A 25,646-nucleotide genomic window follows, 5' to 3' on the forward strand; every position below is an offset into this window, starting at 1 on the left:
TCTTGGGGGTTCCTTTTCTTTGCCAATCCCTGCCCATTATCCGCGCTAACCGTCTGCCTGAACGAGGGATCCCAACAGCCCTTCCAGGGTGTACTCCTGCGCCTCAACATCCACCCGCCCCAAGATCTGCTTGCAGGTTGCTGCCGTTTTGGGGCCGATGGCGGCAATCTGCACCGGCGGATCCCAGACTTCAGGGCCTAGCCCCGCCTGGCGCAGGAGATGGGCAAAATGCTGCACGGTTTTGGAGCTGGCGAAGGTGAGGATATCCACCTGGCGCTCTTTGAGGGCCTCGAGCACTTGGGGATCCGCTGCTGCCGGACAGGCCGACTGGTAGGCCGCCACCTCCACCACCTCGGCTCCGCGTTGCCGCAGCCCCTGCACCAGCTCCTCCCGTCCTCCGGATTCGACGCGGGGAAAGAGGATGCGCTGCCCCTGCACTGGCTCCGGCCAAATGGGCAGCAGGGCCTCGGCCACAAACTCAGAGGGCAGCAAATCTGGGCGGATGCCGTACTGGGCCAGTACCGCCGCCGTTTTGGATCCCACCACTGCCACCCGCACAGGGTGGAGCGCCCGGCTGTCTCGCCCCTGCTGCTGCAACCGCTCGAAAAAAGCCTGCACGCCGTTGGCCGAAGTCAGCAGCAGCCAATCGAATTTCTCCAGGTCGGCAATGGCTGCGTCCAAGGGATCCCAGCTTGTAGGCGGCTGGATGACCAGGGCGGGCATTTCCAGCACCCGCGCCCCCTGAGCCTGCAGCAGCTCGCGCCAAGCCGGCGACTGCCCCTCGGAACGGGTGACCAGCACCGTTTTGCCTGCCAAAGGAGCCGGTGGCGGTAACGGTGGGATCCCTGGCAAAAACTCCTGCCGCAGCCGCACCACCTCGCCCACCACCAGCAGGCCAGGCAGCTTTTCTGGCTCCAACCCTTCCCCCTGTTGCAGCTCTGCCAGGGTGCCCACCCAAACCTGCTGCTCCGCCTGCCCCGCCCCCCAGATCACGGCTACGGCTCGCTCAGGCGGGATCCCGGCTGCCACCAACTGGGCCGCAATCTGCTGCCGCTGCCGGGATCCCATCAAGATCACCAACGTATCCAACTGGGCCAGAGCGCCCCAGGGCAGGGGCTCCAGCTCATGGGCGGTCAGCACGGCAAAGGCGCGGCTCAAGTGCTTATCGGTCAGAGGGATCCCTGCCCACAAAGGGCCGGCCAGGGCCGACGACAGACCTGGCCAGATCTCAAACGGGCAGCCCGCCTCCCGCAGGGCCTGCACCTCCTCGCGGGCACGGCCAAAGATCAAGGGATCCCCCGCCTTGAGGTGAACCACCTGCTTCCCTTCCCGGCAGCGCTGGATGAGCCAGCGGATGCCCTCCTGCAAGCTCGCTGCTTCGGAACGTCGCCACACCTGCGCCTGGGGGGGCAACTCCGCCAACAAGCGCTCGTCCACCAGCTCATCCACCCAAACGGCCTCAGCCCGCCGCAAGATCTCCAGCGCCCCTTGCGTCAGGCCGTCCCGCCCACCCAGCCCCGCCCCCACCAGATACACCTTGCCCATGCCGCACCCCTTCTCTTGCCCTCTACCTGTTGATCCTGCCGCAAAAGCGGGATCCCGCTCCCTTTGCAACTGTAGTCATTTCAAATAGCAACGAAGCGTTTCTCTACGTCGTCATTGACGTCGTTATTGCTCCGCAACGCTGTCGCGAACGCGCCGCTCTAACTCCCCTCTCCCTCTGGGAGAGGGGCCGGGGGTGAGGGATGGGAGAGGGGCCGGGGGTGAGGGATAGGAGAGGGGCCGGGGGTGAGGGATGGGAGAGGAGAGATACCGACATCCGGCTAGGGGCTATTTGGGCCAAGCTGAGGCAAAAACCACCTGCTTGCGAGATACTGAAAGCGTTGCAGTCTGAGGATCCCTGCCCATGTCTGGCACGACCGCAGAGCTCTGGCCCCGACGGCGCTTTCTAGCCAGTGGAGCTGCTCTAGTGACAGCAGCAGCGGGATCCCGCCGCTCCAGATCCCGGCCCCTGCGCCTGGTGACCAACTGGTATGCTCAGGCGGAGCATGGCGGCTTCTACCAGGCCCTGGCCCTGGGTATCTACGCCGACTACGGCCTGCAGGTGGAAATCCGCATGGGGGGAACGGCGGTCAACGTGTTGCAACTGCTGGCTGGGGGAGCAGCGGACTTTGTCCTCGGCGGCAGCCCCGACGCCCTGGCGGCCTTGCAATCAGGGATCCCCGTGCTCACCGTGGCCGCCTTTTTCCAGAAGGATCCCCAGTGTCTTTTGGTCCATCCGGGCGTGGGCATCGAGCGCCTGGAAGACTTGCGGGGCAAGCCCATCTGGGTCTCTCCGGGAGCCAACCTCACCTACTGGCCTTTCTTGCGGGCCAAGTTCGGCTTCAGCGACGAGCAAAAGCGCCCCTACAACCTCAGCCTCGCCCCCTTCCTGCTGGACAAATCCTCTGCCCAGCAGGGCTATGTCACCTCCGAGCCCTTCCGCGTGCGCCAGGAGGGCGGCTTTGATCCTGTTGTCTTCCTGCTGGCCGACTACGGCTATTCCCCTTATGCCACCACGCTGGAGACCACCCGCCCCTTTGCCGAACAGCACCCGGAGGAGGTGCGAAAATTTGTGGCCGCCTCCATCGCGGGCTGGCAAAGCTACCTGGAGGATCCCCGCCCCGGCAACCGCCTCATCCGCCAGGACAACCCCAACATGAGCGAGGCCCTTCTGGCCTACGCCCACCAAGCCCTAAAAGACTACGGCCTCCTCACCGGCGGCGACGCGGCCACCCTGGGGATCGGTGCCATGACCCACCAGCGCTGGCAGACCTATGTTCAGGAAATGGTGGCCCTGGGAATTGTCGAAGCTGGCCTGAATGCCCGCCAAGCCTACAGCCTCGACTTTCTTCCCGCTCCCGCCGCCTGAGTTACATCACCGCCAAGCTCTGCAGCCGCGGGGATCCCTGCATCGCCAGCTCATGGCGCCGGTGCATCTGCTCCGTCAGCAGGTAGGCCAGAGGCGGGCAGCCGCTCAGCCGCTGCCGCGGGTGGGGCAGTTGGTCGTTGCCGAAGGTGTGGCGGTACTCCTCCGAGTCGATAAAGGCATTGACCATGGCTTGAAAGCCCTGGTGGAGCAAGATGTCGTGGTAGGCGGCCACCTCCTCCTTGCTGGCCGGGGCCCGCCCCAAAAAGTGCTTAAAACCCTGCTCCACGCAGCGGGTGTTGCAGCCGGCACTGAAAAAGAGCTGCCGGTAGAGCCGGGATCCCCCAATTTGGCGAACCAACCGCTTGATCCCAATCCGACCCCGCAGAAAGTCCTGCTCGATTTTTTCCAGCTCTCCCGCCTTCTCGTGCTGGTAGGGCTGGCGTTCCAAAAGCTGTTGGTAGGCAGCCCGCAACAGGTTTTGCAACGTTTGCGGATCCCGCTGGCGTAGTTCCATAGCGATAGCTCCCAAGCAACGCGACCGACAAAAAGCGAACAAAAACCGATTAGACAAGAGGTCAACTTAAAGAAACAATGAAGATAGGGTTGCTCGATACACTTTTACAGTCGGCATTAACCAGATCCGAAAATTGTCAATGCCAACCCAAAATCCAATCGAGCAAAAGCCCTACTCAAGATTTATCTTGTCGATAAGTTGAACTGGGGAAGCTTGCGATAAATGTTTACAAGAAGGCCCCCAGTTTTTTCGAGTTTATGTGATTCTACTTTCCAGCTTTCTACATGGAGAAAATTTCCGTATTTATTCGTAGTTAAAGATTATGACATTTTGATTCTCTCAGCCTGGCCAAAATCCAGAATACGAGTAGGAACTGATTTTTCGCTTGCATTGCTTTTGCGGCAGGGCGTATCTGCCGGCAGAGTTTTTGTCTGCCTTGAAGTTGGGGATCCCACCTATGGTGAAACAAATCCGGCTAGATCCTCTATCCCGTGTCTCGGAGGTGGATACCTACAGCAATCTGCTGTCGGCCATTTTGTCGGAGGAGCTCCATGTCTCCAAGGAATGTAACGGCCGCGGCCTCTGCGCCACCTGTCATGTCTACGTCAAGGAGGGCATGGAGAGCCTCACCCCCATCACCCCCCGCGAGGCCAAAACCCTGGAGACGATCACCAGCGCCCGCAGCAATTCCCGCTTGGCCTGTCAGGCACGGGTGGTGGCCGATGGGGTGGTGGTGGAGCTGCCGCCGGGGATGTACGTGAACTCGCTGAAGGATATCGAGGTGCTCATCGGTCGGCGGGCCGAACAAGACTTGCTGCACCCCCGAACAGGGCGCGTTTTGGTGGAGGAGGGCAAGATCATCACCCGTTCCACGATCAAGCAACTGGAAAACGAAGACTTCCGCATCATCGGCAGCACCCTTGCCCAGACCCGCGAGGCCTAAGGGATCCCAACACTCTGCTTGGGTTCCTGCTGCAGTGGATCACGGCTCAGTTTTGTTGAGGAGAAAGCCATGGCCAGCGTTACCACTCGACCGGATCCCCGTCCCGCAGTCACCATGCCGGTGGGCCGCGACAAGCACGCCCACTACAGCTACCGCGATTTCTTCCGCTTTAACCGAGAGCAAGGCACGATCATCGACTGGAACAACACCCAAAACCTGCTGCTCAGCGAAGACTTCATTGTCGGCCTGCAGGCGGGCCTAGAGCGGGAAGTGGGCGATGCCTCTGCGGCGGTGATGTACACCATCGGCAGAGACTGGGGCAGCCGCGATGCCCAGCATTTTTCCCAGTGGTATGAGCGGGAGTACGGAGTTGGGGTCAAGCAGTCCAACCTTCTGTTTTTGCTGGAGACCTGGTGGTGGCCTTTTACGGCGCAAGGGTGGGGCAAGTGGGAGGTGGAAACCGAGTCCAAACAAAAAGGGTTCCTATTCATCAACCTGTTTGACTCGCTGGTGGCCCGCACCTTGGGCGATGTGGGCAAGCCGGTTTGTCACCTCTATGCCGGGCTATTTGCCGGATTTTTCTCTGCTATGACTTCCCGCGAGCTGGCCTGCATCGAAATCCAGTGCTACGCCATGGGGGAGACCTATTGCAAGTTTTTGCTGGGCGGGCAAGAGCGCATCGATGCCGCCAATTTCTGGGTGAGCGAAGGGGCCAGCGCCCGCGAAATCGAGCAGCGTTTGCACCAACTGTGAGGTCTGCCTGTGGCTTTTGCAGTCCTTCCCCCGCCACTTTGGAGAAACGCCCATGGTCACCCTCAACCTAGACACCGATCTGGACTTAACCCAGCCGCTGGCGGTGTTTTTACAGGGGTTGAACTGGGATAACCGGCCCTTGGCCAAAGCTCCCTTCGCTCCAGAATCGCTGTCGGACTCCCCCCTGTTCTTGGCCCAGTCGGTAGGGCAGTTTTTTGCCGGCTGCAATTGGTCGGGCGTCCGCCCGCGCCCTGAGCCACCGCCGGAGCTGCCGCCAGAGGATCCCTTTACGCTTGAGGATTTTGCCGCTTTGTTTGGTGGAGCCTTGCTCTAGCCCTGCTTTGCCCCAACTTGGGTTTTGCTTCCTCGAGCCGCTCGATCTTTTGACTCGTTTTGAGACTGGTTTTGAATCGGGTTTTTTAAGGAGACCTCACCCATGAATGACCTTTACCCTTGGCCGGAGCGCATTGCCGATCGAGAAGGGGATTACCTGACGCCCGACGATCTGCAGGATCTCATCCGCTACGCTCTCTCCTTTCAAGAGCGGCTGCATCTCTACCAGGTTTTGCAACAGCAGGAGATGGCATGGATCGAGAAGGTTCTGCAACAGCACGGGTACAGCGGTGAGGCAGAATCCTCTCTCACCCCCACTCAGCGCCTCTTGGCCCGGCAACTGGCCTTCTGCTTGCGCTCCCTGAGCCTGAGCTTGTTGTTGGGGGATCCCTTGCCCCTGCAGCAATGGAGGTGTGGGGCGATGGAACGGTATCTGGGTTTGCCGGAAGCGCTCCAGCAGTTGCAGGCGGTGGTGCAGGGATCCCTGCCGGCGGAGCAGCAGGGTTTGCTTGTCCCCTACTGGCAAGCGCTACAGGCTGTCTGCGCCCCTTCCCCAGAGCGGCTTGAGCCGGAATTTGCTCCTCAAACCGAGACTGCAGCTCCGTCGGAAGAAGCGCTCACCCTGATGCAAATGTTCGTCTAAACCAAGGGGGCTTCCTATGAATTCAATGGTCGCCGAGCTGATGCAACAAAGTGAGGGCCGCTATCTGCGCCCGGACGAGTTGAAAACCCTACACGCCTATGTGGAAGGGATCCCCAAACGAGTCCGCCTCTATCAAGTCCTGCAGGCCAAAGAGCAAGAGCTGGTGGAGCGGGTGATGGAGAAGTTCCAGCCGATGATGCCGAATTTGCCCCGCCAACATGGGCACCTGGCCTGGGAGCGTTGCCGCCGCGATCTAAGCATGGTGTGGCGCTACTGCTGCCTGGCCATGCTGCTCAACGATGAGGATTACCTGCGGGATAAGTTGCTCTACTGGCTGGAGACGATCCTGAAGTCCTTCAAGATGCGTGACCAGTGCCAGCCTGCCTATAAGTTGATGCTCGACTCCCTCAGCGCTGTCTTCGGCCCCGAAGAGAGCGAGGCCATCCGCCCCTACGTGCTCTTGGCCAAGTCGATGCTGGTCAACTGAAGTCAATGGACTCTCGATCCATCCACCAATTACTGTATACAGCCCACTCCCTGCTCATCCATTCCTTGCCCCCTATGGCCAGATAAAGGCACTCCCTACTATCCCAGTGGTCCGTGCTGCTCGCCCAAGCGCTCCGCGCCGCTAACGCGACCACCCCCAGCCCCTCTCCCTGAGGGAGCTCGCCCTCACCCCCAGCCCCTCTCCCTCAGGGAGAGGGGAGCTGGGATCCAGGCAACCAACTTATTTGAAACGACCATAAAAGCTTAAGTTTCAGCCGCCCTCAAGTCCGTCCATCTCCCCGAGAGGAAAGCCATGATCACCCTGCAAGAGATCCTGCCCGGGCACTGCTTTAGCCCTGCTTACTACATCCGTCCCGACATCCACAGCGGCCTGCTCTACAGCCGGGGAGGATACCGCCTGGCGGCCTTTCCCATGCCTCTCCTGGAAGCCATCTACGCCGGCTTGCGCTACGAGACCGGGCAAGCCACCCGTGTCATCCTCTACAACTGTGGCCGCGAGTGGGGAGAAGCATTTTTCCGCCGCATCGAAGACGAACTCTCCCGCTACTACCAGCAACCGCTGCAGGAATTGCCGCTGGGGATCTTCCTGGATGCCCTCAGCGATCTCTGGGCCACCCACGGCTGGGGCCGCCTGGAGCTGGATTTTTCCGCTGCTGACCGCGGCCTGGTGGAGGCTAGGATCCGCAACTCCGGCTTTGCCCTGGCTGCTCGTGCCAGCCTCAGCCCAGAGGAGCTGTCTGCGCAGCGGGAGCCTGCCGGCTATCTAGAGGCAGGAATGCTGGCCGGCCTCTTCTCGTTGCTCTCGGGCCGGGATCTGGTCTGTGTGCAAACCACCTGTGAATCCCTGGGAGCCGACTGCAACCGCTTCCTCATCGGCACGGCTCAGCGGCTGCACAATTGCGAAGAATGGGTGCGCAGGGGCCTCTCCCACGAGGAGATTTGGGATCGGCTGGCCGCCGGTTCCTAGCCCTGGCCAGCAGGGTTTTCAAAAGCTGGCTAGGGCAGGTAGGGTTGGAAATCTTGGGTGACCGTCAGGGTCAAGTTGGCGTTGGGATCGATCACCGCCACCTCCGGCGCCGTCACATTGCCGATCACGGCCCCTGCTGCCGCTCCACCTAGCACCTTCTCCGTCGAGATCACCCGGTCGCCGAACAGGCCGCCCAAGATCGCCCCTGCCGCCGCCCCGATCAGGGCATCTTGCACGATCGCTTCCCCAGAAGTGTGGCGGGGATCCTTGCGCAGCGGGATTACCTGGCTTTGGGCGTAGAGAGGATAGGATTGGCCGTTGAAGATCAAGGCCCGCGAGACAAACTGGGTGCCGCCGCTCACCGGCTGGAATTGGCCTTCTAGGATAGCTCCCGCCGGCACGACCATGTTGCCGTAGATATCCCGCAGGGGAGTCTCCAGGCTAAGGCTGACGGCGCGGGTTTCGCCAGGGGCAATCAAGAGGGCTTCCGGAGAGCGATGCACGGCTTGGATGAGATCCCCAGAGCGCAACAGCAAGGTGGTTTGCAGTTGAAAGGGCTGGCTTGGCTCATCAGGGGGAAGGGGGTTCACCGGGCGCCATCCCTGGCCGGGGGGCGGTGGCGGCAAGGGATCCCTTTGCGCCAAAACCGGGGTGGCTGCCGGTAGCCAGAGAAAACCGGCAAGTAGAGGAGCCAACAGACGACGGGCTGGGTTGGTCATGGTCTTACCCCCGATCTACCACTTCTACGTTAGCTGTAAGCCGGCCAAAGCTGGGGACAACAGCCCTGTCTGGCCTTCTATCCCCATCAAAGCCAGTTGGATATAGGGTGGCTACTCCAGGCAAGCAGATTCCGCTGCTCTTCAACCCAGATGGAAGTACGGAAAAGCGCCGCGGCTGCCGCCTTGGGATCCCTGCTGTCCATGCTAGATTAGGCCCTAGGTTTCGCAGGGGGCCAAGGTATTTCTGCGCTCCCAGCTCTTCTCTTCCTTGACTCAGGTAGCTATGAAGCGCAGCACATCCATGCCGGGCCAACCTTCTCCCAGTTCAGAAGCTTCTGCTCAACCTGCCCGTTTGCATCAGCAGGACGGAGTTCGTTCCTTTTTTGAGCCTTTGGCCGTTCTTAAGTCTCTTCTCTCGCCGCTGCTGCTGGTGCTCTTGGGCATTGGGCTAGGAGCAGCTCTCATGGGAAGCAACGGAGTATCTGCGCAAACGACGGCAACCCCGCCCCAACTGAACCTGAATTTTATCGCCGAGGTGGCGCAAAAGGTGGGGCCGGCGGTGGTGCGCATCGACTCCGAGCGGACGGTACGCGTCCCGGGCGCTTTTCCAGAGGAGTTCTTTAGCGATCCCTTCTTCCGGGATTTCTTTGGCCAAGCGATCCCTTCCATCCCCCGCCAACGGCGGCAACAGGGCACTGGCTCCGGCTTTATCATCAGCCCGGACGGCCAGATCATCACCAACGCCCATGTGGTCGAGGGATCCGACAAGGTGACGGTGACGCTCAAGGATACCCGCAGCTTTGACGGCAAAGTAATTGGCACCGATCCGGTGACGGACATTGCGGTGGTGAAGATCGAGGCCCAGAACCTGCCGACGGTGAAGCTGGGCCGCTCCGAACTGCTGGAGCCGGGCCAGTGGGCCATTGCCATCGGCAACCCCCTGGGGCTGGACAACACCGTAACCGCTGGGATCATCAGCGCTTTGGGCCGCTCCAGCGGCGAGATCCGCGTGCCCGACAAGCGGGTGTCTTTTATCCAGACGGATGCGGCCATCAACCCCGGCAACTCAGGCGGCCCCCTGCTCAATGCTCAAGGGGAGGTGATCGGGGTGAACACGGCTATCATCCAAGGGGCGCAAGGGCTGGGCTTTGCCATTCCCATCGAGACAGCCCAGCGGGTGGCCAACCAGTTGATCGCCCGCGGCAAGGTGGATCACCCCTACCTGGGCATCCGTATGCTCACCCTCACCCCCGACCTGAAGGAACGTCTCAACCAGGATCCCAACAGCCGCATTTTCGTGACGGTGGATCAGGGGGTGCTCATCGGCGAGGTGATCCAGGGATCCCCGGCAGAGCGGGCGGGCCTGCGCGCCGGAGACATCATTCTTGCCATCAATGGCCGCGCCGTCACCACCGCCGACCAAGTGCAACAGGAGGTGGAGCGCACCGAGGTGGGCAGCACCCTGGAGCTGGAGATCGAGCGAGCTGGGCGGCGGCAGAAGATCCGGGCCGTCACCGGATCGTTCCCGGCCCCCGGCAGAGGCTAATGGGATGGGGTTGAGGCTCTGGGGCGGGGCAATGCCGGTAGTGCCGCTGTCACTCTTGCAGTTACGGATCGGGGACAATAATGGTTTAATGGTGGCTTAACAGTCGCAACTTCCTGGCCCAGGCCGGAACACTCTCGGCAGGGCCGCTTGTCTCGAGTTGGGGATCCCCTTTGCCATGCTCAAAACCACTCGTCGCCTGGCTCTGCTGGCTCTCTCGGGGCTGGCCGCCCTTGTTCTTGCCCCTCAAGCGGGCCTTGCCAAACCGATTGTGGTCGGCTCTAAGGACTTCACCGAGCAGTTTATCTTGGGGGAAATGTACGCCTTGGCTCTGGAGGCGGCGGGGTTGGCGGTGGAGCGCAAGCTCAACCTGGGGGGAACGCCGGTGGCCCATGCCGGCCTGCTGAGCGGCGAGATCGATCTCTACCCGGAGTACACTGGCACCGGCCTGCTGACGGTGCTCAAGCTGCCCAGCAGCAGTGACCCGGCCCAGGTATACGCGACGGTGGCCCGCGAGTACGAGCGCCAGTTCCAACTGGTTTGGCTGGATCCGGCCCCCATGAACAACACCCAGGCCCTGGCCATGACCCGCGCCAGAGCGGCGGAGCTGGGCATCACTACCCTCTCAGACATGGTGGCCAGAGCAGGCGAGCTGGTGATGATCGGGCCGCCGGAGTTTCAAGCCCGCGAAGACGGCCTGCCGGGACTGCGAGCGGTCTACGGCAACTTTCGCCTCAAAACCTACAAGGCGGTGGATCCCGGCCTGCGCTACCAGGGCTTGGTCAATGGGGAGGCGGATGTGGCGGTGGCCTTTGGCACTGACGGGGAAATTGCCGCCTTTGACCTGGTAGTGCTCAAGGACGACAAGCAGCTTTTCCCCCCTTACCAGGTGGCGCCGGTGGTGCGCAAAGATACCCTGGAGGCCAACCCCGGCATCGCCACTGCTTTGAACGCCCTTGCTCCGTTGCTGACGGACGAGGTGATGCAGCGGCTGAACTACGAGGTGAGCGGCAAGCGCAAGGAGCCGGCAGAGGTGGCGAGATCCTTCTTGGTGGAGGCCGGTATTTTGAAGGAATAGCCGTTGCCCGAGGCCCCGGCGTGAGCACCCTTGAATTTGAGCGGGTATCGCTGCGCTTCCCCCACAGTTCCCGTCCGGCTGTGGAGGAGTGCAGTTTTTCTGTGGCCTCAGGGCAGTTGGTGGTCATCCTCGGCCCTTCCGGCTGCGGCAAAACCACCCTTCTGAAGATGGTGAACCGGCTGCTGGAGCCCACCCAAGGACAGATTCGCCTGGATGGGCAGGATATCCGCCACTTTCCGGTGACGGCGCTGCGCCAGCGCATCGGCTATGTCATCCAGCAGGTGGGGTTGTTTCCCCACATGACGGTGGCCCAGAATGTGGCGGTGGTGCCGCGACTTTTGGGCTGGCCAAGGGAGCGCATCCGCGAGCGAGTGGACGAGCTGCTCAGCTTGGTCAACTTGCCCCCCCAAGAATACCGACGTCGCTACCCGGCTCAACTCTCAGGCGGCCAACAGCAGCGGGTGGGGCTGGCGCGGGCGCTGGCCGGGGATCCGGATCTGCTGCTGATGGACGAACCCTTTGGGGCCCTCGACGCCATCACCCGTAGCAAGCTACAAGATGAGATCCTGCGCCTGCAGCGGCAACTGAGAAAGACCATCCTCTTCGTCTCCCACGACGTGGAAGAGGCGCTGCGCCTGGCAGATCGCATCTTGGTGATGCAGCAGGGGCGGGTGGTGCAGTTCGATACTCCCTTTCGACTGCTCACCCAGCCGGCCACCCCCTTTGTCAGAGAGCTATTGGGGGCAGACGACATGGTGCGGCAACTGAGCGTGCTGCGGGTGGAAACGGCGATGGAGCGGATCCCGCACAACCACCAGATCCAGGAGGGGGCGGTGGTAAAGCCCCACGAAACCCTACGGCGGGCCTTGTCGCTGCTGCTGCGCACGGGGGCGGCGGCTCTCACGGTGTGGGAAGACGGGCGGGCTATCGGCATCGTTACCCTGGATCACATCCGCCATCTGGCCATGCTGGAGGGGGGATCCGCATGAGCTACCTTCTCCGCCATCCCGGCTTGGTGTGGCAGCTTACCCAAGAGCACCTAGCAATGGTGGCGACGGCCTTGGGGATTGCGCTGGTGCTGGCGCTGCCGTTGGCTTTGCTGGTTCACCACGTGCGCTGGCTAGCTCTACCGCTGATGGGGATCCTCAGCATCCTGTACACGGTGCCCAGCCTGGCTCTAATCATTTTGTTGATCCCTTGGTTCGGGCTCAATGCCCGCTCGGTGGTGGTGGCGATGGTGCTCTACTCGCAGGTGATCTTGGTGCGCCACCTGTACGTGGGTTTGCAATCAGTGGAGCCGGCTCTTCTGGAGGCAGCCAAGGGTCTGGGGATGAACCTCTGGCAGCGGTGGTGGCAGGTGCAGCTACCCCTGATGCTGCCGGTTGCCCTGGCCGGCTTGCGGCTGGCGGCAATTGTGGCCATTGCCATTGCCACGGTGGGGGCCAAGTTTGGGGCAGGGGGGCTGGGCACCCTGCTTTTTGAGGGCATTGCCCAGGCCGGTCGCTACGACAAAATCTGGGCTGGATCTCTAGCGGTGGGATCCCTGGCCTTGCTGGTGAACACGGCTCTGCTGGGGCTGGAGTGGGCGGCTCGCCGCGGCTGAGGGGATAGGCTTTCATCAGGTCTATCTTCGTTTCTGTGGGACGACGCTGGGTGTAGCATGGCTGAGCAACCAAGGACTCCGTCTCCCTGGCGCGAGCGGGTGAGGGATTGGCCATCCCGCAGCGATGTGGAGCTGATGGAAGCGCTCACAGCAGGGCATTCTGTTGCCCTGGCTGTACTCTACGATCGCTATGCCGGCTTGATCTGTGGGCTGGCCCTTAAGATCCTGGGCCATGCGGCCGAGGCGGAAGATCTGACTCAGGCGGTGTTTGTCGAACTGTGGCACAAGCCCGACTATGATCCGCGGCAGGGATCCGTGAGCAGTTTTTTGTGTGCGTTGACCCGTTCGCGAGCCATTGAGCGTCTGCGCTCCCAGGATAGCCATCAACGTTTTTTGAAACACTGGCAACCCCTGCTCGCCGCCGATGGCAGTGCTCCGATCCCTTTTGAGCAGCTCTCCCTCGAGGAGCGACGGCAAGCGGTGCAGGAGGCCCTCAGCCAACTGCCGGAAAGCCAACGGCAGGTTCTCGAGCTGCTCTACTACCAGGGGTTGAGCCAGGCGGACATTGCCCAACACTGGGGGATCCCGCTGGAGGCGGTTAAAGCCCGCACTCGCCAGGCCCTCTGCAAGTTGCGGGAATCGCTCTCCTTGGAGTTAAGTTCTGGGTCTGAAGCCGCCTCGCCCCCTTCATCAGAAGCACAGGAAGAACTGGCCGGCTATCTGCTGGGGGACTTGTCTCCTGAACAGGCAAGCGCCCTGGAGGCACGCCTAACCCAAGACCCGCGGTTGCTGGCAGAGTTGCAGGCCCTGCAAGAAACCCTGCATCTGCTGCCCTATGGGTTGCCAGGGGTGATTCCGCCGGCCAGCTTGCGGGGCAAGGTGATGGCAGAGGCGGGCATTGAGGAGGCGCTGACCCCTCTTCAGCCGGCACTGTCCTCTCTGGGGTTCGGTCGCCTCACGGCTGAGTGGCGCTGGGTAGGGAGCTTGGCGGCAGGGGCCTTGGCTTTGCTGGTTTTCGACAACTGGCGACTGCGACAGGCGCTGCAACTGGCCCGGCTAGAATCGGTGCAGACATTGTCCCATCTCTTGCAACAGCCGGGATCCCGTCTGGTGAACTTGCAGGGAGAGGTGGGGTCGGCCAACCTGCTGTTGCGCCCAGGAGAGTGGCAGGAGGTGGTCTTGGCGGCAAGGGATCTGCCCCAACCGGCCCCTGGAGAGCGTTACCACCTCTGGCTCAAGCTGGACGACGGCGAGATCCTCCACTGCGGCACCTTTCAGGTGGATGCCCAGGGATCCGCACTTGTGGCCTTGCGCCCGCCACACCCGCTGCCAGAGGGCGCTCGCCCCCAAGAGGTGCTGGTTACGGCCCAAGCCGCTGCCGTCCCTCGCCAACCCCAGGGTGAGGTTCTCTTGAAAGCCAAGGTGTCTTGGGAAAAGTGAAAGGGAAGATGCGGGGATTGGCTTTGTCGGTGGGGTTGGCCCTGCTGGCTCTGTGGTGGACGGATCCCACCCCAACCACCCTGAGCCGATACACCACTTCCTTGCAGGAGCGCACTCCCTCGCAGCTCCACAACATTCGCCAGGCTGCCCAAAGCCTGGATGGGGTTTACATTCAGCCAAGGGCAGTTTTTTCTTTCAACCAGGTGGTAGGGCCGCGCACCCTCGAGCGGGGCTATCTGCCTGCGCCGGTATTCATGGTGGCCGAAACCCTGGATTCGGTTGGGGGCGGGATCTGTCAAGTCTCCTCCAGCCTATACAACGCTGCTCTGCTGGCGGGGCTGGAAGTGGTGGAAAGGCACCCCCATTACCGCCCCGTGGAGTCGGTGCCCCCCGGCCTGGATGCCACCGTTTGGTACGGCTTGGCCGACCTCAAGCTGCGCAACCCCTTCCCTTGGCCGGTGCGCCTGCGCCTTCAGATCCGCGGCCAAAATCTCATCGTGTCGGTGCTGGGACGGGGATCCCGCCACGCCCTCCAGATCTCCCCCATCCGCGTGGAGCAGCAGCGGCTGGATCCCCAGCATTTGCAGGTGAGCGTCTATCGCGGCAACAAGCTCCTCTCCCAGGATCGCTATGTCCTGGATCCCTAGAAAGACCGTCTTAGCCCACCCCTCAGGAGCCCATCCCAGGCCACCTCAACAGCAGCACCGGGATCCTTGTAAAGCTTTATACCCAAAATTCAGCGACAGGGTCGGCGACAACCCTCAAGCCCTGATTCTTCCGTTGACCCGGTCGATCCCTTGCTGGGCAAGGGTTTCAGGCCCCTCGGCGACAAAAAGTGAGGGGAAATTACAGCCCAAAACGAGACCCTGTCGATCTGGGCCCCTGGATTGGGTAAGGGCTATAGTCGGGGAGAGTTGCTTCCTTTCGGGGAAGTGGAATTAATGGAAACAAAACAAATGTGATCCTCTTTCACTTCTAGCCAGCTCCCACCTGGATAGTCGGGGCTGCGGCTGCCGCGGCCTGCTTTTAAGAGCTGGATCCCGGCTTCCACCTGATCAAAGGTGGGGTGGTGGGGCAGCACCAGGGACAAAAATCGGAACATCACCTGTCGCTGCAGGGCTAAGGGGGCGGCCCGCAAGGGATCCCGTCGCAGCCCTGGCAAAGTGGGCTCATACACCTGCGCCCAGAGCTGATCTGCCTGGGCTACCACCAGCTCGTGTTCTGCTTGTAGCAGCGTGGCAGCTCGGTTCAGAGCCACTTCCAGTTGGGGGTTAAAGTGTTGCTTCAGGTAGGGCATCACCTCTAGGCGGAGGCGGTTGCGGCCATGGGCCAGATCTTGGTTGCTGCGATCCGGCCAGACCGGCAACTGGTGCTGCCGGCAAAATTGCTCGGTTTCCCAACGAAAAAGTCCCAGCAGGGGGCGCACCAACCGGGCAGAGGTGGGATCCCACTCGTCCAGGCGGCGCTGCCAATCTAGGCTGCTCAGCCCGGCGGCTCCTGTCCCCCGCAGCAAATTCCACAACAACGTCTCTGCGCGATCGCTGGCCGTATGCCCCATCACCACGGCGCTGCACTCCCAAATGCGGGCCCATTTGTCCAACTGTTGGTAGCGCCAAGCCCTGGCCCCTGCCTCATCTCGGCGGATGGGATCCGCAGTTGCAACGGCATGGATTAGCCCCTGCTGCTGCAGCCATCGCTGCAAAAAGCGGGCACACTCCGTTTCGTCCGCCGACCAACGGTGATCACAATGCAGGACAAACAGCTTCCAGTCCCAGCGAGGCTGCAGATCCCGCAGGATCTGGAGCAGGCAAAAGGAATCTTGACCGCCGGAAAAAGCCACCAGCAAGCGCTCGCCGGGGTGAAGAAGCTGCCGCTGCCGGATGGCGTGTTGTACCCGCAGGTGAAAAGAAGAGAGCCTGGTCACAGCTTGCTATTGCTTCCCTGCCCCCCTAAGCAAGAGCCCGAGTCAGGTGAGAGGCCACCGCCTGCACAGCCGCAATGCTGCGCTCGTAGGCCATTCGGGTCGGCCCCAGCAAGGTGACAGTACCCAGAGGAGCCGAGCGGCGGTGGTAAGTGGCAGCGATAACCGTACAGTGGTGCAAAGACTCCAGCGGGTTCTCGCTGCCAATGTAGATGATCACCGGGATATTGCGGTCGGGCTGTCCTGAATCGTTCCCCCTTGAGCCCCCATCGGCCAAATGGAGCCCAATCATTCCCTGGAGTTGCTCCGCCCCTTCCTCGATCAACTGCATCACCGCCTGCACCTGCCGGGCTTGGGAAAACTCCGGTTGACGCATCAGCTCTGTCATGCCGGCACTGAACACCTGCCCGAGAGATGGCCGCAGATAGCGTTGTACCACCGAGCGCAGCAGTTGCTGCAGCCAATGGCTGTAGGCGCGAAACTCTTCATCCAGCTTCAGCCAGCTCAAATCCTGCAACTCGGCAAAAGTCTTGCCCCGCAGCTTCAGGGTGAGGAAGTTGCTGAGCAATCGCAATTCATCTTCCAGATCCTCTTGGCAGTCGCTGGGCCACTCGGGTGGGCTGACCAAGGCCGAATGGGTTTGATAAGAATCGGTAACCACCAACACCATCACCCGCCCTGGCGCCACCGACACCAACTGCACGTGGTGAATGGCCACCACCGGCCCCTGGGGTGGGGTGATCAGAGCAATGCAGCCGCTCAGATGGGCCAAAAGCTGGGCCACCCTCTGGAGAAGACTGTCCAGGTCGTCGCCCAGCTCGCGGCCAAGCTGATCCAGCAACTGCTGCAGAGCAGGATGGGGATCCGGCTGAGGAGCATCGCAGGGGATCCCATCCATGTTGGCAGAGGTCAACAGATCGTTTACATAGACCCGATAGCCAAAGTCGGAAGGAACCCGACCGGCGGAGGTGTGGGGCTGAAACAGTAACCCAACCTGCTCAAGGGTGGCCAAGTCGTTACGAATGGTGGCCGTGCTCACCCCAAAGTTATAGGACTGAGCCAAGGTTTTGGAACCGACAGGTTCAGCCGTCGCAATGTAGCTGCGCACCGTCGCCCAGAGAATCTTGCGCTGTCTGGGAGTCAGTTCGAGTTTCATAGCTCATCAAAAGAACCTAGTCAATCCATATCAAAGGAAACTGCTAAACAAAGCCGGTAAATTGCTCCAAGATAAACCAACTCAGGGCCGAGATACAAATCTAAACAAACCTTGACGACTACTACACCTATTTATCTATTGTTACTCTTTCAGGAGAGGCTGCCCAGGAAGGAAGATGCAACATCGGGTACCGAGACCGTCAGTGCTGGAGAAGGGCGGGTGGTTCCTCATACAACTTGGGAGCCTCTTGTTGGCCCAGAGGTGGTACAAGTTAAATCAACTCTAGGCTAACGTGGCGCCCTGCCGTCTCTTCTGTATCGTTTTGTATCTTTGAGGTGACCTCATGTACCTGTCTCCCCAGGAGAAAGACAAGTTGTTGATCTACCTGGCGGCCCAGTTGGCTCGGGATCGGCGGCAACGAGGCCTCAAACTCAACTACCCCGAGGCGGTGGCCTACCTGAGCGCAGCCGTTTTGGAGGGGGCACGGGAAGGGAAAACGGTTGCCCAGTTGATGAGCGAGGGGCTAACCTGGCTGAGCCGAGAGGACGTGATGCCTGGGATCCCGGAGATGATCCCGGAAATTCAAGTGGAAGCCACCTTCCCCGACGGAACCAAGCTGGTGACCCTGCACCACCCCATTCGCTAGCTGCTTTCTAAGGATCCCCCAACGACTCACAGACTTCAGGAGGTTGCCACCATGGCTCGCCAACCCAAAACCCCGCCTGCTGCGGACCCTGCACCGGTTCTGATCCCGGGGGAGCTGCTGCTGGCAGAGGATCCCATCCAAGCCAATGTCGGACGGGCCAGCGTGACCCTGGAGGTGACCAACCGAGGGGATCGGCCCATTCAGGTGGGATCCCATTTTCACTTTTTCGAGGTGAACCGGGCTCTGGTGTTCGATCGCGCCGCCAGCTTTGGCATGCGCCTCAACATTCCTTCCGGCCAAGCGGTGCGCTTTGAGCCGGGGCAAACCCATCGGGTGACGCTGGTGGCTTTGGGAGGCAAGGGGCTGGTGCACGGCTTCAATCGGCTCACAGAAGGTACGGTAAGCTCTGCTGCCCAAAAGCGGCTGGCTCTGGCGCGGTTGCAGGCGTGGCTGGGCTAGGCCTGGACATAACGCCCCCCGAAGTATGCAGCTTTGGGCATCTGGGCTGAGGCTTGGCCATATCCCCACCTCGCCTCAGATCCAGGAGAGTAGGGCTATCCAATTCTTCCGTTTCTAGGAGCCGGCCAATGTCGGAGCGCGAGACCGTCTGGTGGATGTGGGTGCAAGGCTTGGGGCTCAATCTTTCGGGGTTGGCGCTGCTGGCTGCAGCAGGCGCTGCCTTTGGCCCTCTCAGTTGGACAAGTATGACGGTGGCGGTGATGTTGAAGCTCATCGGGGATAGCCAACTGCTGCGGGGCTACTGGCTTTGGCAAAGCCGGCGGCAACAGGTGGGATCCCAGCCCGTCGGCTCGGCAGCAGCGCTCCAAAGTCAAGTTTGAACGGTTACCAAACAGCCTGGTCGTGGATCTTCAGCTCCCCTCTCCCCCTGAGGGAGAGGGGGCGGGGAGCGCTTGGGCCGGCGGCAAAGTGTCTTAACCTTGTGGGAAACGACCGTAAGTGAGTTTGAAACAGCCCAACCCTCACCGCAAGTGGGCCACGGTCGCGCCGGTGCCGCCGTCTTGGGGATCCGCTGGGGCAAACCTCTGGACGCGGGGGTGATTTTGTAAGTAAGCTTGTACGCCGGCCCGCAAGCGCCCGGTGCCGTGGCCGTGGATGATCCAGACAGGGCCGGGGGGAGCTTGGGCAAAGTGCTGTTCCAGAATGGCCTCGGCATCGGCCACGGTTTTCCCCCGCAGATCGAGGGTGTTCTGGCTGGTGCGCAGGTTGAGGGGAGCGGTGGCTGCTGGGGCGGGAGGTGGGGCCTTGGGGCGTTGGCGCTGCTGGGCCTGCTGCTCGTCAATGGGATCCAACTGCTCCCGCGGCACCGTGAATTTGAGGATGCCGCTGCGCACCACATACACATCCCCTGTGACGGCGATCACCTCTCCCGTCTGCCCCAGGCCTCTCAGCCGCACCCGATCCCCCACCTCTGGCACAAACTCCCTATCCGCAGGCGGCGGCGAGGGAGAGTAGCGCTGCTGGATTTGCGCCAGCTCGGCCGTGATGCGCTGGGGATCCTCTCCCTGCTGCAATTTGCGGATGGCGGCGGCCACTTCCTGACGGGCGGCAGCCAACAGGGCTTGCAGACCTTGGTTTTGCTTGTGCTCCAGTTGGGCTTCCCGCTCGGCCATTTGGCGGCTGCGCTGCTGCATTTGCTGATATAAGCTCTCCAGCTCTCGATGCAGGGCTCCCACCTGGGCTGCCCGCGCTTCCAATTGGGCCCGCTGCGCTTCCAGCCCGGCAATCACCTGATCCACCTGGCTTTCTCCCTGCAGGTGCTGCTGGGCCCGTTGCAGGATCTCGGGATCCAGGTGCAGCCGTCGGGCGATGGCCAAGGCATTGGAGCGACCGGGGATCCCCCACAACAGGCGATAGGTGGGGGCCAGGGTGGTCTCGTCAAACTCCACCGAAGCATTTTCAAAGCCGGGATGTTGGTACTTCAGGGCCTTCAGCTCGCCGTAGTGGGTGGTGGCCAAGGTGAGCAACGCCTTTTCCGAGAGATACTCCAACAGCCCAGCCGCCAGGGCGGCGCCTTCTGTGGGATCCGTGCCCGCCCCCACCTCATCCAGCAGGACAAGGGCCGGCGCCGGGTCGGACTGCAGAACCCGCACCATGCGGCTGATGCGGTGGATGTGCCCCGAAAAGGTGGAGAGATTTTGTTGCAGGGATTGCTCGTCGCCGATGTCGGCATAAACGCCATCGAACCAGGGCAGTTGGGGCGGATCCTGAGCCGGCAGGAAGATCCCCGCCTTGGCCATCAGCGCCAACAGCCCCAAGGTTTTCAAGGCAACGGTTTTGCCGCCGGTGTTGGGGCCGGTGATAACCACGACACGAATGGACTCCGAGAGGGTGAAGTCGATGGGGATCACCTCCGCGCCCTGGCCTTCTGCGCGGCACTGCCACAACAGCAGAGGGTGGCGGGCCTGCCGCAGGCGCAGTCCTGCCGAGACAAACTGGGGGCGATGGCCGTCCAGCCAGAGACTGTAGCGGCCACGGGCCAAGGCCACATCCAGCCCCACCATCACCGCCTGCAGATGCTCCAAATCCTCGGCAACAGATCCCACCTGGGCCGAGAGGGCGGCCAAGATCCGCTCTTCCTCTGCCTGAATCTGAGCTTGGGTTTCCCGCAAGCGGTTGCCCAGTTCCACCACCGCATAGGGCTCCACATAGAGGGTGGCCCCGCTGGCAGAGCTGTCGTGCACAATGCCGCGGATGAGATCCCGCTGGGCGGCCTTCACCATCAGCACAAACCGCCCCTGCCGCTGGCCGATCAGGGTATCCTGTAGCGCCTGGGGGTACTGGCTCATCAACTGTTGCAGGCGCTCTTGGATCTGGCTGCGTTGCTGCCGTTGCTGCCGGCGCAGATCGGCAAGGACGGGGCTGGCACTGTCCCGCACCTCGCCCTGCTCCTCCAGACAGCGAAAGATCTCCTGCTCCAGCTCCGGGTAGGTGCGTAGGTCACTCACCCAAGCCTGCAGGCGTGGCAGACAGTCCTGGTCATCGATCAGACGGCGGATGCGGCGGGCGGATCCTAGAGTTGTAGCAACCTGCACCAGCTCTTCCCCGCTCAGGATCCCTCCCCGTTCGGCTCGTTCCAAGGCCGGCAGCAAGTTGTGGATCCCTGCCATGGAAACTCCGCCCGCCTGCGAGCGCTCGAGGCGGATCGCCTCTTCAGTCTGCTCAAGATAGGCTTCGCTGTCGGCGCGACTCTGCCAGGGATCCAGCTCCAAGCAGGCGCGGCGGCCCAGCGGCGTGGCGGCAAAGGTGGCCAAGTGCTGACAGAGGCGGGGCCACTCCAGCAGTTCCAAAGTTTCTTGGCGGAGGGAGGAATCAGGCTGAGAAGAGACCGGAAGAGGGCACAAAGGGCTGGCCGTAGGCATTACTGAACCCATTGGCGATTCCAGATCAACGATTCCGGGAAGAACGGAGCTGCAATCGCTTCATCTCTTGCAAAAACTGCCGCTGATAGTTGAGGAAAGCAGTGTGCCACTCGCGGAAGCGACGCTCGCCATCACGCACCAACATCTGCCGATAGTGCTCGGAGTTGAGGCAGGGCTGGGCCGAGTTCATGGGGATCAACAAAAACGCTCTGATCCCATTGTGACAGGCTGCGGGACGCCCTTCACAGCTTCCGTGGGATCCCGCCTCCCTGCTTCTGCCCATGCAGGACGGGAGGATGCCGCCAGCAGCCTGCCATACTGGAAGAGTCACGGCACCTCAGATACTCAGGCCAAACTCGTGCGCAAACGAGTCACCCTAATCTTTCCCCGCCATTTGGTGAATGTCCCCGTCACCTATCGATTGGCCAAAGATTTTGATGTGGCCGCCAATATTGTGCGCGCCAGGGTAACCCCCAACGAAGTGGGAACCTTGGTGGTGGAGCTCTCAGGGGACATCGACCAGGTGGAGGCTGGATTGGAGTGGGTACAGTCTCTGGGCATTGAGGTGGCCGAACGGGCCGAGGCAATTCAGATCGACCCCGATTTGTGTGTGGACTGCGGCTTGTGTACCGGAGTCTGCCCCACAGAGGCCCTCAGGATTTCCGCTCCCGACTGGAAACTGGAGTTCTCCCGCAACCGCTGTGTCATGTGCGAACAATGCGTTCCCACCTGCCCTGTTGGGGCGATCAGCGCGAGCCTGTGATCAGTTGGCCGAGTTGCCGACTCCCGCAAGCCGACAAATCCCTTTACAATGCTGTTAGATTTGTTTGACACGGTCAAATAGCTGCGGGACATACTCGACATGGCTTCTACCCCATCGTTGATTTGGGCAACTTATGCCGGTTTGGCAATACTCTATCTGCTGGTGTTGCCGCTGTTGTCTTTGCTGTATGTGGACAAACGCTGGACTTCGGCTGGCGCTTGGGAAAAGGTGCTGATGTTTTTCTTAGTCTTGTTTTTCTTTCCCGGCATGGTGCTGGTGGCTCCCTTCATGACATTTCGACCCAAGCCTCGGTCGCTGTGAGGCCGGCCATTTGTCGATTACCGGGTCATGCGCAGATTGGATGTTCTTGGCGTCGGCCTAGGCCTGCTGTTGGGGGGCGGCGGCCTCTACGGCCTGCTGCTTTGGGCGGGCTTAGACACGGGGGCTGCGCAGCAGATATCCAGCGTGGTGCTTTTGCTGGCGTGCTTGGGCTGGACTTTGGGCTACCTGAGGCGGGTGCTGCGTGGGGAAATGACCTTGAAGGCTCAGTGGGCCAGCTTCGAAACCCAGCAAATCCAAGAGAAGCTCCATTCGCTCTCTGCGGAAGAGTGGCAGGCCCTACAAGCTGAATTGGCAACCGAGCCAGAAGGGATCCCTGATGGGGTTGAGCAAGACAAAAATTGAGGCCACCGGACAGGCCGCGCCCAAAAGTTCGCTGGTGGGGCTCCGGGGTGGGCGCCCAGAAGGTTGGGTTTCCACAGCAGCACTTGTATATCCGGTTACTATTTGCTCCTCTTGAGAATGCTATATTACGCTCCGTGCGCGATTCTGACGTATGACGGATCAGCGAGTAGAGCAAGCCTTTAACTTTCCTTCTACATTTTCATCCCCTATGAGCAAAGCCATACTGCTGGCTCAGGGCCAAGCCTCACAAGTTCATCTCTGGAAGTTGGGACTGGAGTCGCAGGGACATTCTGTGGTGCTGGTTTCCCCCTGTGAAGCGTTGCTGGAGGTGGCAACCAGTCAGCCTCTGGATCTGGATCTGATGGTGGTGGACATGACGACGGGGCTGTTTAACCCCTATGCCTTTTGCCGAGAGTGCCAAAGCAAGCTGCCCAACATCCCTGTGATCCTGACTCATTATCCCGGTCGCCACATCGAGCCGGCAGAGCGACGCTGGGCAATTTATCAGGGGGCAGCGGATGTAATCCCTGGCTTGGCCGAGGCCGGGGATATTCTCCACTCCCTCGAGCGAGTTTACGAGGCTGCCAGATGGTTCTGGCCTATTGACACGGAGGCACTCTACAGGGCTCTGGAGCAAGCGGGTTTGTGGCCTGGCAAGGTCAGCCGTACATCCTCTTCCTCCACTCAGGCGCATCCTCCCACTGCCTCTTTACAACCCATCACAGCAGAAGAAAAACCAGGGCAAAAAGACTCGACCCCACAGATGAAGTACCGATTGATGTATCGGGGCCGCCCTGTTGGTGGGGCCTTAACTCAGCACCAGGGCTAGGGTGGCGCCCTGGGATCCCGTCTCGATCAACCGCAAGTCACCCCCGTGGGCTTGCAGGATGCGCTTGGCAATGTACAGTCCCAGACCTCCCGATCCGGTTGGGTAGCGCTGGCCGGCGATGTGGATGGGCTGGGCGATGTAGGGCTGGGCCAGCTCTTCCAGGGGAGCCGGCAGGCCAGGGCCATCATCCCGCACCTGGATCTGGCGAGGGCTGACGGTCAGCACCACCGCATGGCGGGCGTAGCGCAAGGCGTTGTCCACGAGATTCACCAGCGCCCGTTCCAGCTCGGCCTCATCGGCGTTGCCCCAGCCCTCTCCTTCCACGCGCAGGTCGATCCCCCGTTCTTGGGCCAGGGATCCCATGCGTTCGGCCACTCTTCTGGCCAAGGATCCCAGATCGCAAAGACGAGGGTGCAGCTCGATCTCGCCCCGCTCCAGGCGGTGGGCCTCCACCATTTTTTGCACCAGTGCCAGGTTGTGTTGGTTCTCCTCCAGGATGCGATCCAGCAGGGCAAGCCGTTCCCGGGGATCCAACTGCTGCTCCTGCTTGAAGGCGCTCAGCAGATGTCCAAAGGCGATGAGGGGAGTTTTCAAGTCATGCACCAAGGTGGCGATGAAGGCCTCCCGCCGCAACTGGTCGATCTGGATCTGGCGCAGCAAATGGGCAAAAGCCTGCCGCAGGATTAGGGCCTCTTGGGGATCCTGGGTACGAAGCAGCAAATTCCAACGGGCCGGCTGGTTGATCAAGGTTTCTAGGTGGGCCAACTCGCGGGCCAGCAAGGTGAGGGGGCGCAGGATCAAAGAAGACAGGACATAGCCCACCACCGCGGATAGTACCGCCAGCAACGGGATCCACAGCAGCAGCAGAATGATCCCTTCGGCACTAAATTGCGTGTCGGGCCAGATCCACTGCACCGACAGGATGAACACCAAGTTGGGGACAAAGGAAAGGCTGGCAATCACCAGCGCCACCTGCGTGCGCAAGCTGTGGGGAAAGCGGCGACGCCAAAACTCAAGGAGGCGGTGTCTCAAGGGGGAATGGAAGAGAGGCTTAACTTGAATTAGGCCAGAGACCAGCAGAGGGGTCAAGAGGGCCGGCGAAAAACAGGGGCACTCCCAACTGAACTGGGATCCCTGACACCCGATCCCTGCCGGGCAAAGAGTTGCGCCAGGCGCTCTGTTCCAGCCTGAATTCAAATCCAGAGCTGATTGGGACGCCTGGAGTGCTGAGAGAAGTCTTCCAGCCCCTAGGGTTATAGTCGTTTCAAACAGGATTGAGACACTTTGTCGCCAACCCAAGCGCTCCGCGCCGCTACCCTCACCCCCAACCCCTCTCCCAGAGGGAGAGGGGAGTTAAAACAGCGTTGTGTAGCAACAACGACGTAGAGAAACGTTGCATTGCCATTTGAAATGACTATAAAACCCAGCGGGCCTGGGCATGGGCGCGGCGTCCCCGTCGGGATTGGGATCGCGTGAATAGGCCATGAAAAAACCTCTGGGAGTCTGTCCGTGTTTCGACCCCAGAGGCTTCTTCTCTTCACTCCTCACCACTATTGAGCGTAGCTGCCCGCCGAAAGGTTGTCAAGCATTTTCCCATTGCGGTTGGCGCATGGGAAAGTGCGCCAGGGTGGCGCTGCCGTACAGAACCATCTGCCGGGGCTGTAGGTTCACCCGATCTACCCGCAGCTCCGTACCCCGCAAGGCCAACTGATCCAAGTCCAGAAGCCCATTCAGGTGATCGACCAAGGCCCGGCTCAACGCCAGCTCCGCCTCTGTATCACCCACAAACATCGGATCTGTAAAGCGGATGCGACGCTGCTCCACCACCTCAACCTGGGCGGAAAAACCAACGCGGAGAGACCTGGCCTCTGCTTGCTGTACGTTTGCCTGCAATTCCAGTCGACGCGCCGGAGTGATGGCGATACGAACGTGGTGGAAGGATAGGGATTTGCCATCCTGCCCTACCAAGGCCAGCCTGTTCAGCACAAAAGGCGTGTTGAAGGATTGGGCCAGATCGGCTTCGCTCAGCACCACCCGCATCGTGGCCTGTACCGGCTGGCGCAGCTTGATCTTCCCCTGCCAGATTTGGCTGAAATCAATGGCCACAGCATTGCAAAACAGCTCTAGGGCCGAAAGCCTCAGGCCGTTGTACATCTGCAGGTGCTGGCCCAACAGCTCAAAGCTGTCGATGCGTCCTTGCAACAGCTTGGCGACAGGCTCGACTCGCACACGCGCCTCCAGCCGCTCTACCTGCTTGAAGAGAGCGCGAATGGCTGCGCTCACGCCCCGACTGACCCAGTCAACAGCCATAGG

29 protein-coding genes are annotated in these 25,646 nt (G+C 61.2%); 20 read left to right on the top strand and 9 right to left on the bottom strand.

From position 1 onward, the window contains the following. Positions 1–45: 45 nt before the first annotated feature. The gene (cobA, locus tag NW826_RS02675) at positions 46–1,545 is read right to left on the bottom strand and encodes a uroporphyrinogen-III C-methyltransferase (protein WP_414426933.1); all 1,500 of its coding nucleotides are present in this window, start codon (positions 1,543–1,545) and stop codon (positions 46–48) included. A 361-nt stretch (positions 1,546–1,906) separates the two neighbouring features. Here cobA and NW826_RS02680 point away from each other — a divergent pair, with 361 nt between their 5' ends. Beyond that, on the top strand, positions 1,907–2,911 hold the full coding sequence (locus NW826_RS02680; protein WP_414509373.1) for an ABC transporter substrate-binding protein: 1,005 nt from the start codon (positions 1,907–1,909) through the stop codon (positions 2,909–2,911). A gap of 1 nt (position 2,912) precedes the next feature. Here the strand turns inward: NW826_RS02680 and NW826_RS02685 are convergent, their stop codons facing one another. Beyond that, positions 2,913–3,425 (bottom strand): phycobilisome rod-core linker polypeptide, encoded by a 513-nt coding sequence (locus tag NW826_RS02685; protein WP_414332438.1) that lies wholly within the window; start codon positions 3,423–3,425, stop codon positions 2,913–2,915. Positions 3,426–3,882: 457 nt separating this feature from the next. On the opposite strand from NW826_RS02685, the gene NW826_RS02690 reads away from it, so the two are divergent. From NW826_RS02690 to NW826_RS02715, 6 genes are all read left to right on the top strand, one after another. Continuing rightward, positions 3,883–4,368, top strand: a complete 486-nt coding sequence (locus NW826_RS02690) for a 2Fe-2S iron-sulfur cluster-binding protein (RefSeq protein ID WP_414332440.1) — start codon at positions 3,883–3,885, stop codon at positions 4,366–4,368. A gap of 69 nt (positions 4,369–4,437) precedes the next feature. Beyond that, on the top strand, positions 4,438–5,121 hold the full coding sequence (locus tag NW826_RS02695) for a V4R domain-containing protein (RefSeq protein ID WP_414332442.1): 684 nt from the start codon (positions 4,438–4,440) through the stop codon (positions 5,119–5,121). A gap of 52 nt (positions 5,122–5,173) precedes the next feature. Next, positions 5,174–5,455: a hypothetical protein gene (locus NW826_RS02700; RefSeq protein ID WP_414332444.1), complete on the top strand. Its 282-nt coding sequence runs from the start codon at positions 5,174–5,176 to the stop codon at positions 5,453–5,455. 102 nt (positions 5,456–5,557) lie between these two features. Beyond that, positions 5,558–6,097: a hypothetical protein gene (locus NW826_RS02705; protein ID WP_414509374.1), complete on the top strand. Its 540-nt coding sequence runs from the start codon at positions 5,558–5,560 to the stop codon at positions 6,095–6,097. 16 nt (positions 6,098–6,113) lie between these two features. Further along, complete coding sequence (locus NW826_RS02710; protein WP_414509375.1) at positions 6,114–6,584, top strand: phycobilisome protein; 471 nt, start codon at positions 6,114–6,116, stop codon at positions 6,582–6,584. Positions 6,585–6,896: 312 nt separating this feature from the next. Further along, positions 6,897–7,571, top strand: a complete 675-nt coding sequence (locus tag NW826_RS02715; protein ID WP_414334370.1) for a V4R domain-containing protein — start codon at positions 6,897–6,899, stop codon at positions 7,569–7,571. 29 nt (positions 7,572–7,600) lie between these two features. Here the strand turns inward: NW826_RS02715 and NW826_RS02720 are convergent, their stop codons facing one another. After that, positions 7,601–8,290: a hypothetical protein gene (locus NW826_RS02720; protein WP_414334368.1), complete on the bottom strand. Its 690-nt coding sequence runs from the start codon at positions 8,288–8,290 to the stop codon at positions 7,601–7,603. 301 nt (positions 8,291–8,591) lie between these two features. Here NW826_RS02720 and NW826_RS02725 point away from each other — a divergent pair, with 301 nt between their 5' ends. From NW826_RS02725 to NW826_RS02750, 6 genes are all read left to right on the top strand, one after another. Next, a complete protein-coding gene (locus NW826_RS02725; RefSeq protein ID WP_414334376.1) occupies positions 8,592–9,836 on the top strand; it encodes an HhoA/HhoB/HtrA family serine endopeptidase in 1,245 nt (414 codons plus the stop codon). A 175-nt stretch (positions 9,837–10,011) separates the two neighbouring features. Continuing rightward, positions 10,012–10,911 (top strand): glycine betaine ABC transporter substrate-binding protein, encoded by a 900-nt coding sequence (locus NW826_RS02730; RefSeq protein WP_414509376.1) that lies wholly within the window; start codon positions 10,012–10,014, stop codon positions 10,909–10,911. Positions 10,912–10,931: 20 nt separating this feature from the next. After that, positions 10,932–11,900 carry an ABC transporter ATP-binding protein gene (locus tag NW826_RS02735; protein ID WP_414348773.1) on the top strand — a complete coding sequence of 323 codons (969 nt, stop codon included), beginning with the start codon at positions 10,932–10,934 and terminating at the stop codon, positions 11,898–11,900. Beyond that, positions 11,897–12,514, top strand: coding sequence for an ABC transporter permease (locus tag NW826_RS02740; RefSeq protein ID WP_414334363.1), 618 nt, complete (start codon positions 11,897–11,899; stop codon positions 12,512–12,514). Before NW826_RS02735 ends, NW826_RS02740 begins: the two co-directional genes overlap by 4 nt. 57 nt (positions 12,515–12,571) lie before the next feature. Next, on the top strand, positions 12,572–13,954 hold the full coding sequence (locus tag NW826_RS02745) for a sigma-70 family RNA polymerase sigma factor (protein WP_414509377.1): 1,383 nt from the start codon (positions 12,572–12,574) through the stop codon (positions 13,952–13,954). 8 nt (positions 13,955–13,962) lie between these two features. Beyond that, positions 13,963–14,601: a VanW family protein gene (locus NW826_RS02750; protein WP_414334359.1), complete on the top strand. Its 639-nt coding sequence runs from the start codon at positions 13,963–13,965 to the stop codon at positions 14,599–14,601. A gap of 251 nt (positions 14,602–14,852) precedes the next feature. Here NW826_RS02750 and tilS read toward each other — a convergent pair whose 3' ends face one another. Continuing rightward, positions 14,853–15,878, bottom strand: coding sequence for a tRNA lysidine(34) synthetase TilS (tilS, locus tag NW826_RS02755; protein WP_414509378.1), 1,026 nt, complete (start codon positions 15,876–15,878; stop codon positions 14,853–14,855). A 25-nt stretch (positions 15,879–15,903) separates the two neighbouring features. After that, the gene (gene hrcA, locus NW826_RS02760; RefSeq protein ID WP_414509379.1) at positions 15,904–17,031 is read right to left on the bottom strand and encodes a heat-inducible transcriptional repressor HrcA; all 1,128 of its coding nucleotides are present in this window, start codon (positions 17,029–17,031) and stop codon (positions 15,904–15,906) included. Between the two features lie 343 nt (positions 17,032–17,374). Here hrcA and NW826_RS02765 point away from each other — a divergent pair, with 343 nt between their 5' ends. From NW826_RS02765 to NW826_RS02775, 3 genes are all read left to right on the top strand, one after another. Then, positions 17,375–17,677, top strand: coding sequence for an urease subunit gamma (locus NW826_RS02765; protein ID WP_414334353.1), 303 nt, complete (start codon positions 17,375–17,377; stop codon positions 17,675–17,677). Between the two features lie 99 nt (positions 17,678–17,776). Further along, positions 17,777–18,136, top strand: a complete 360-nt coding sequence (locus tag NW826_RS02770) for an urease subunit beta (RefSeq protein WP_414334374.1) — start codon at positions 17,777–17,779, stop codon at positions 18,134–18,136. Positions 18,137–18,264: 128 nt separating this feature from the next. Then, a complete protein-coding gene (locus NW826_RS02775; protein ID WP_414334351.1) occupies positions 18,265–18,516 on the top strand; it encodes a hypothetical protein in 252 nt (83 codons plus the stop codon). 141 nt (positions 18,517–18,657) lie between these two features. On the opposite strand, the gene NW826_RS02780 is transcribed toward NW826_RS02775, so the two are convergent. Together NW826_RS02780 and NW826_RS02785 are read right to left on the bottom strand one after the other, a co-directional pair. Continuing rightward, entirely contained in the window at positions 18,658–21,057 is a 2,400-nt protein-coding gene (locus NW826_RS02780; protein ID WP_414509380.1) for an endonuclease MutS2, read from the bottom strand. Positions 21,058–21,082: 25 nt separating this feature from the next. Next, complete coding sequence (locus tag NW826_RS02785; RefSeq protein ID WP_414341549.1) at positions 21,083–21,259, bottom strand: hypothetical protein; 177 nt, start codon at positions 21,257–21,259, stop codon at positions 21,083–21,085. 156 nt (positions 21,260–21,415) lie between these two features. On the opposite strand from NW826_RS02785, the gene NW826_RS02790 reads away from it, so the two are divergent. From NW826_RS02790 to NW826_RS02805, 4 genes are all read left to right on the top strand, one after another. Further along, positions 21,416–21,820 (top strand): NIL domain-containing protein, encoded by a 405-nt coding sequence (locus NW826_RS02790; protein ID WP_414509434.1) that lies wholly within the window; start codon positions 21,416–21,418, stop codon positions 21,818–21,820. A gap of 99 nt (positions 21,821–21,919) precedes the next feature. Next, positions 21,920–22,141, top strand: coding sequence for an NAD(P)H-quinone oxidoreductase subunit L (ndhL, locus tag NW826_RS02795; protein WP_414334345.1), 222 nt, complete (start codon positions 21,920–21,922; stop codon positions 22,139–22,141). 27 nt (positions 22,142–22,168) lie between these two features. Then, positions 22,169–22,504, top strand: a complete 336-nt coding sequence (locus NW826_RS02800) for a DUF3007 family protein (RefSeq protein ID WP_414509381.1) — start codon at positions 22,169–22,171, stop codon at positions 22,502–22,504. 208 nt (positions 22,505–22,712) lie between these two features. Continuing rightward, complete coding sequence (locus tag NW826_RS02805) at positions 22,713–23,333, top strand: response regulator (RefSeq protein WP_414334341.1); 621 nt, start codon at positions 22,713–22,715, stop codon at positions 23,331–23,333. Here NW826_RS02805 and NW826_RS02810 read toward each other — a convergent pair. Both NW826_RS02810 and NW826_RS02815 read right to left on the bottom strand, forming a co-directional pair. Further along, on the bottom strand, positions 23,313–24,365 hold the full coding sequence (locus NW826_RS02810; protein ID WP_414334339.1) for a sensor histidine kinase: 1,053 nt from the start codon (positions 24,363–24,365) through the stop codon (positions 23,313–23,315). The genes NW826_RS02805 and NW826_RS02810 overlap by 21 nt on opposite strands. A 549-nt stretch (positions 24,366–24,914) precedes the next feature. Further along, on the bottom strand, positions 24,915–25,643 hold the full coding sequence (locus NW826_RS02815; protein ID WP_414334337.1) for a DUF2993 domain-containing protein: 729 nt from the start codon (positions 25,641–25,643) through the stop codon (positions 24,915–24,917). Positions 25,644–25,646 lie beyond the last annotated feature (3 nt).

Origin of the sequence: Synechococcus sp. OH20 (genome assembly GCF_047502685.1) — a bacterium.
In the GTDB taxonomy this organism is placed as follows: domain Bacteria; phylum Cyanobacteriota; class Cyanobacteriia; order Thermostichales; family Thermostichaceae; genus Thermostichus.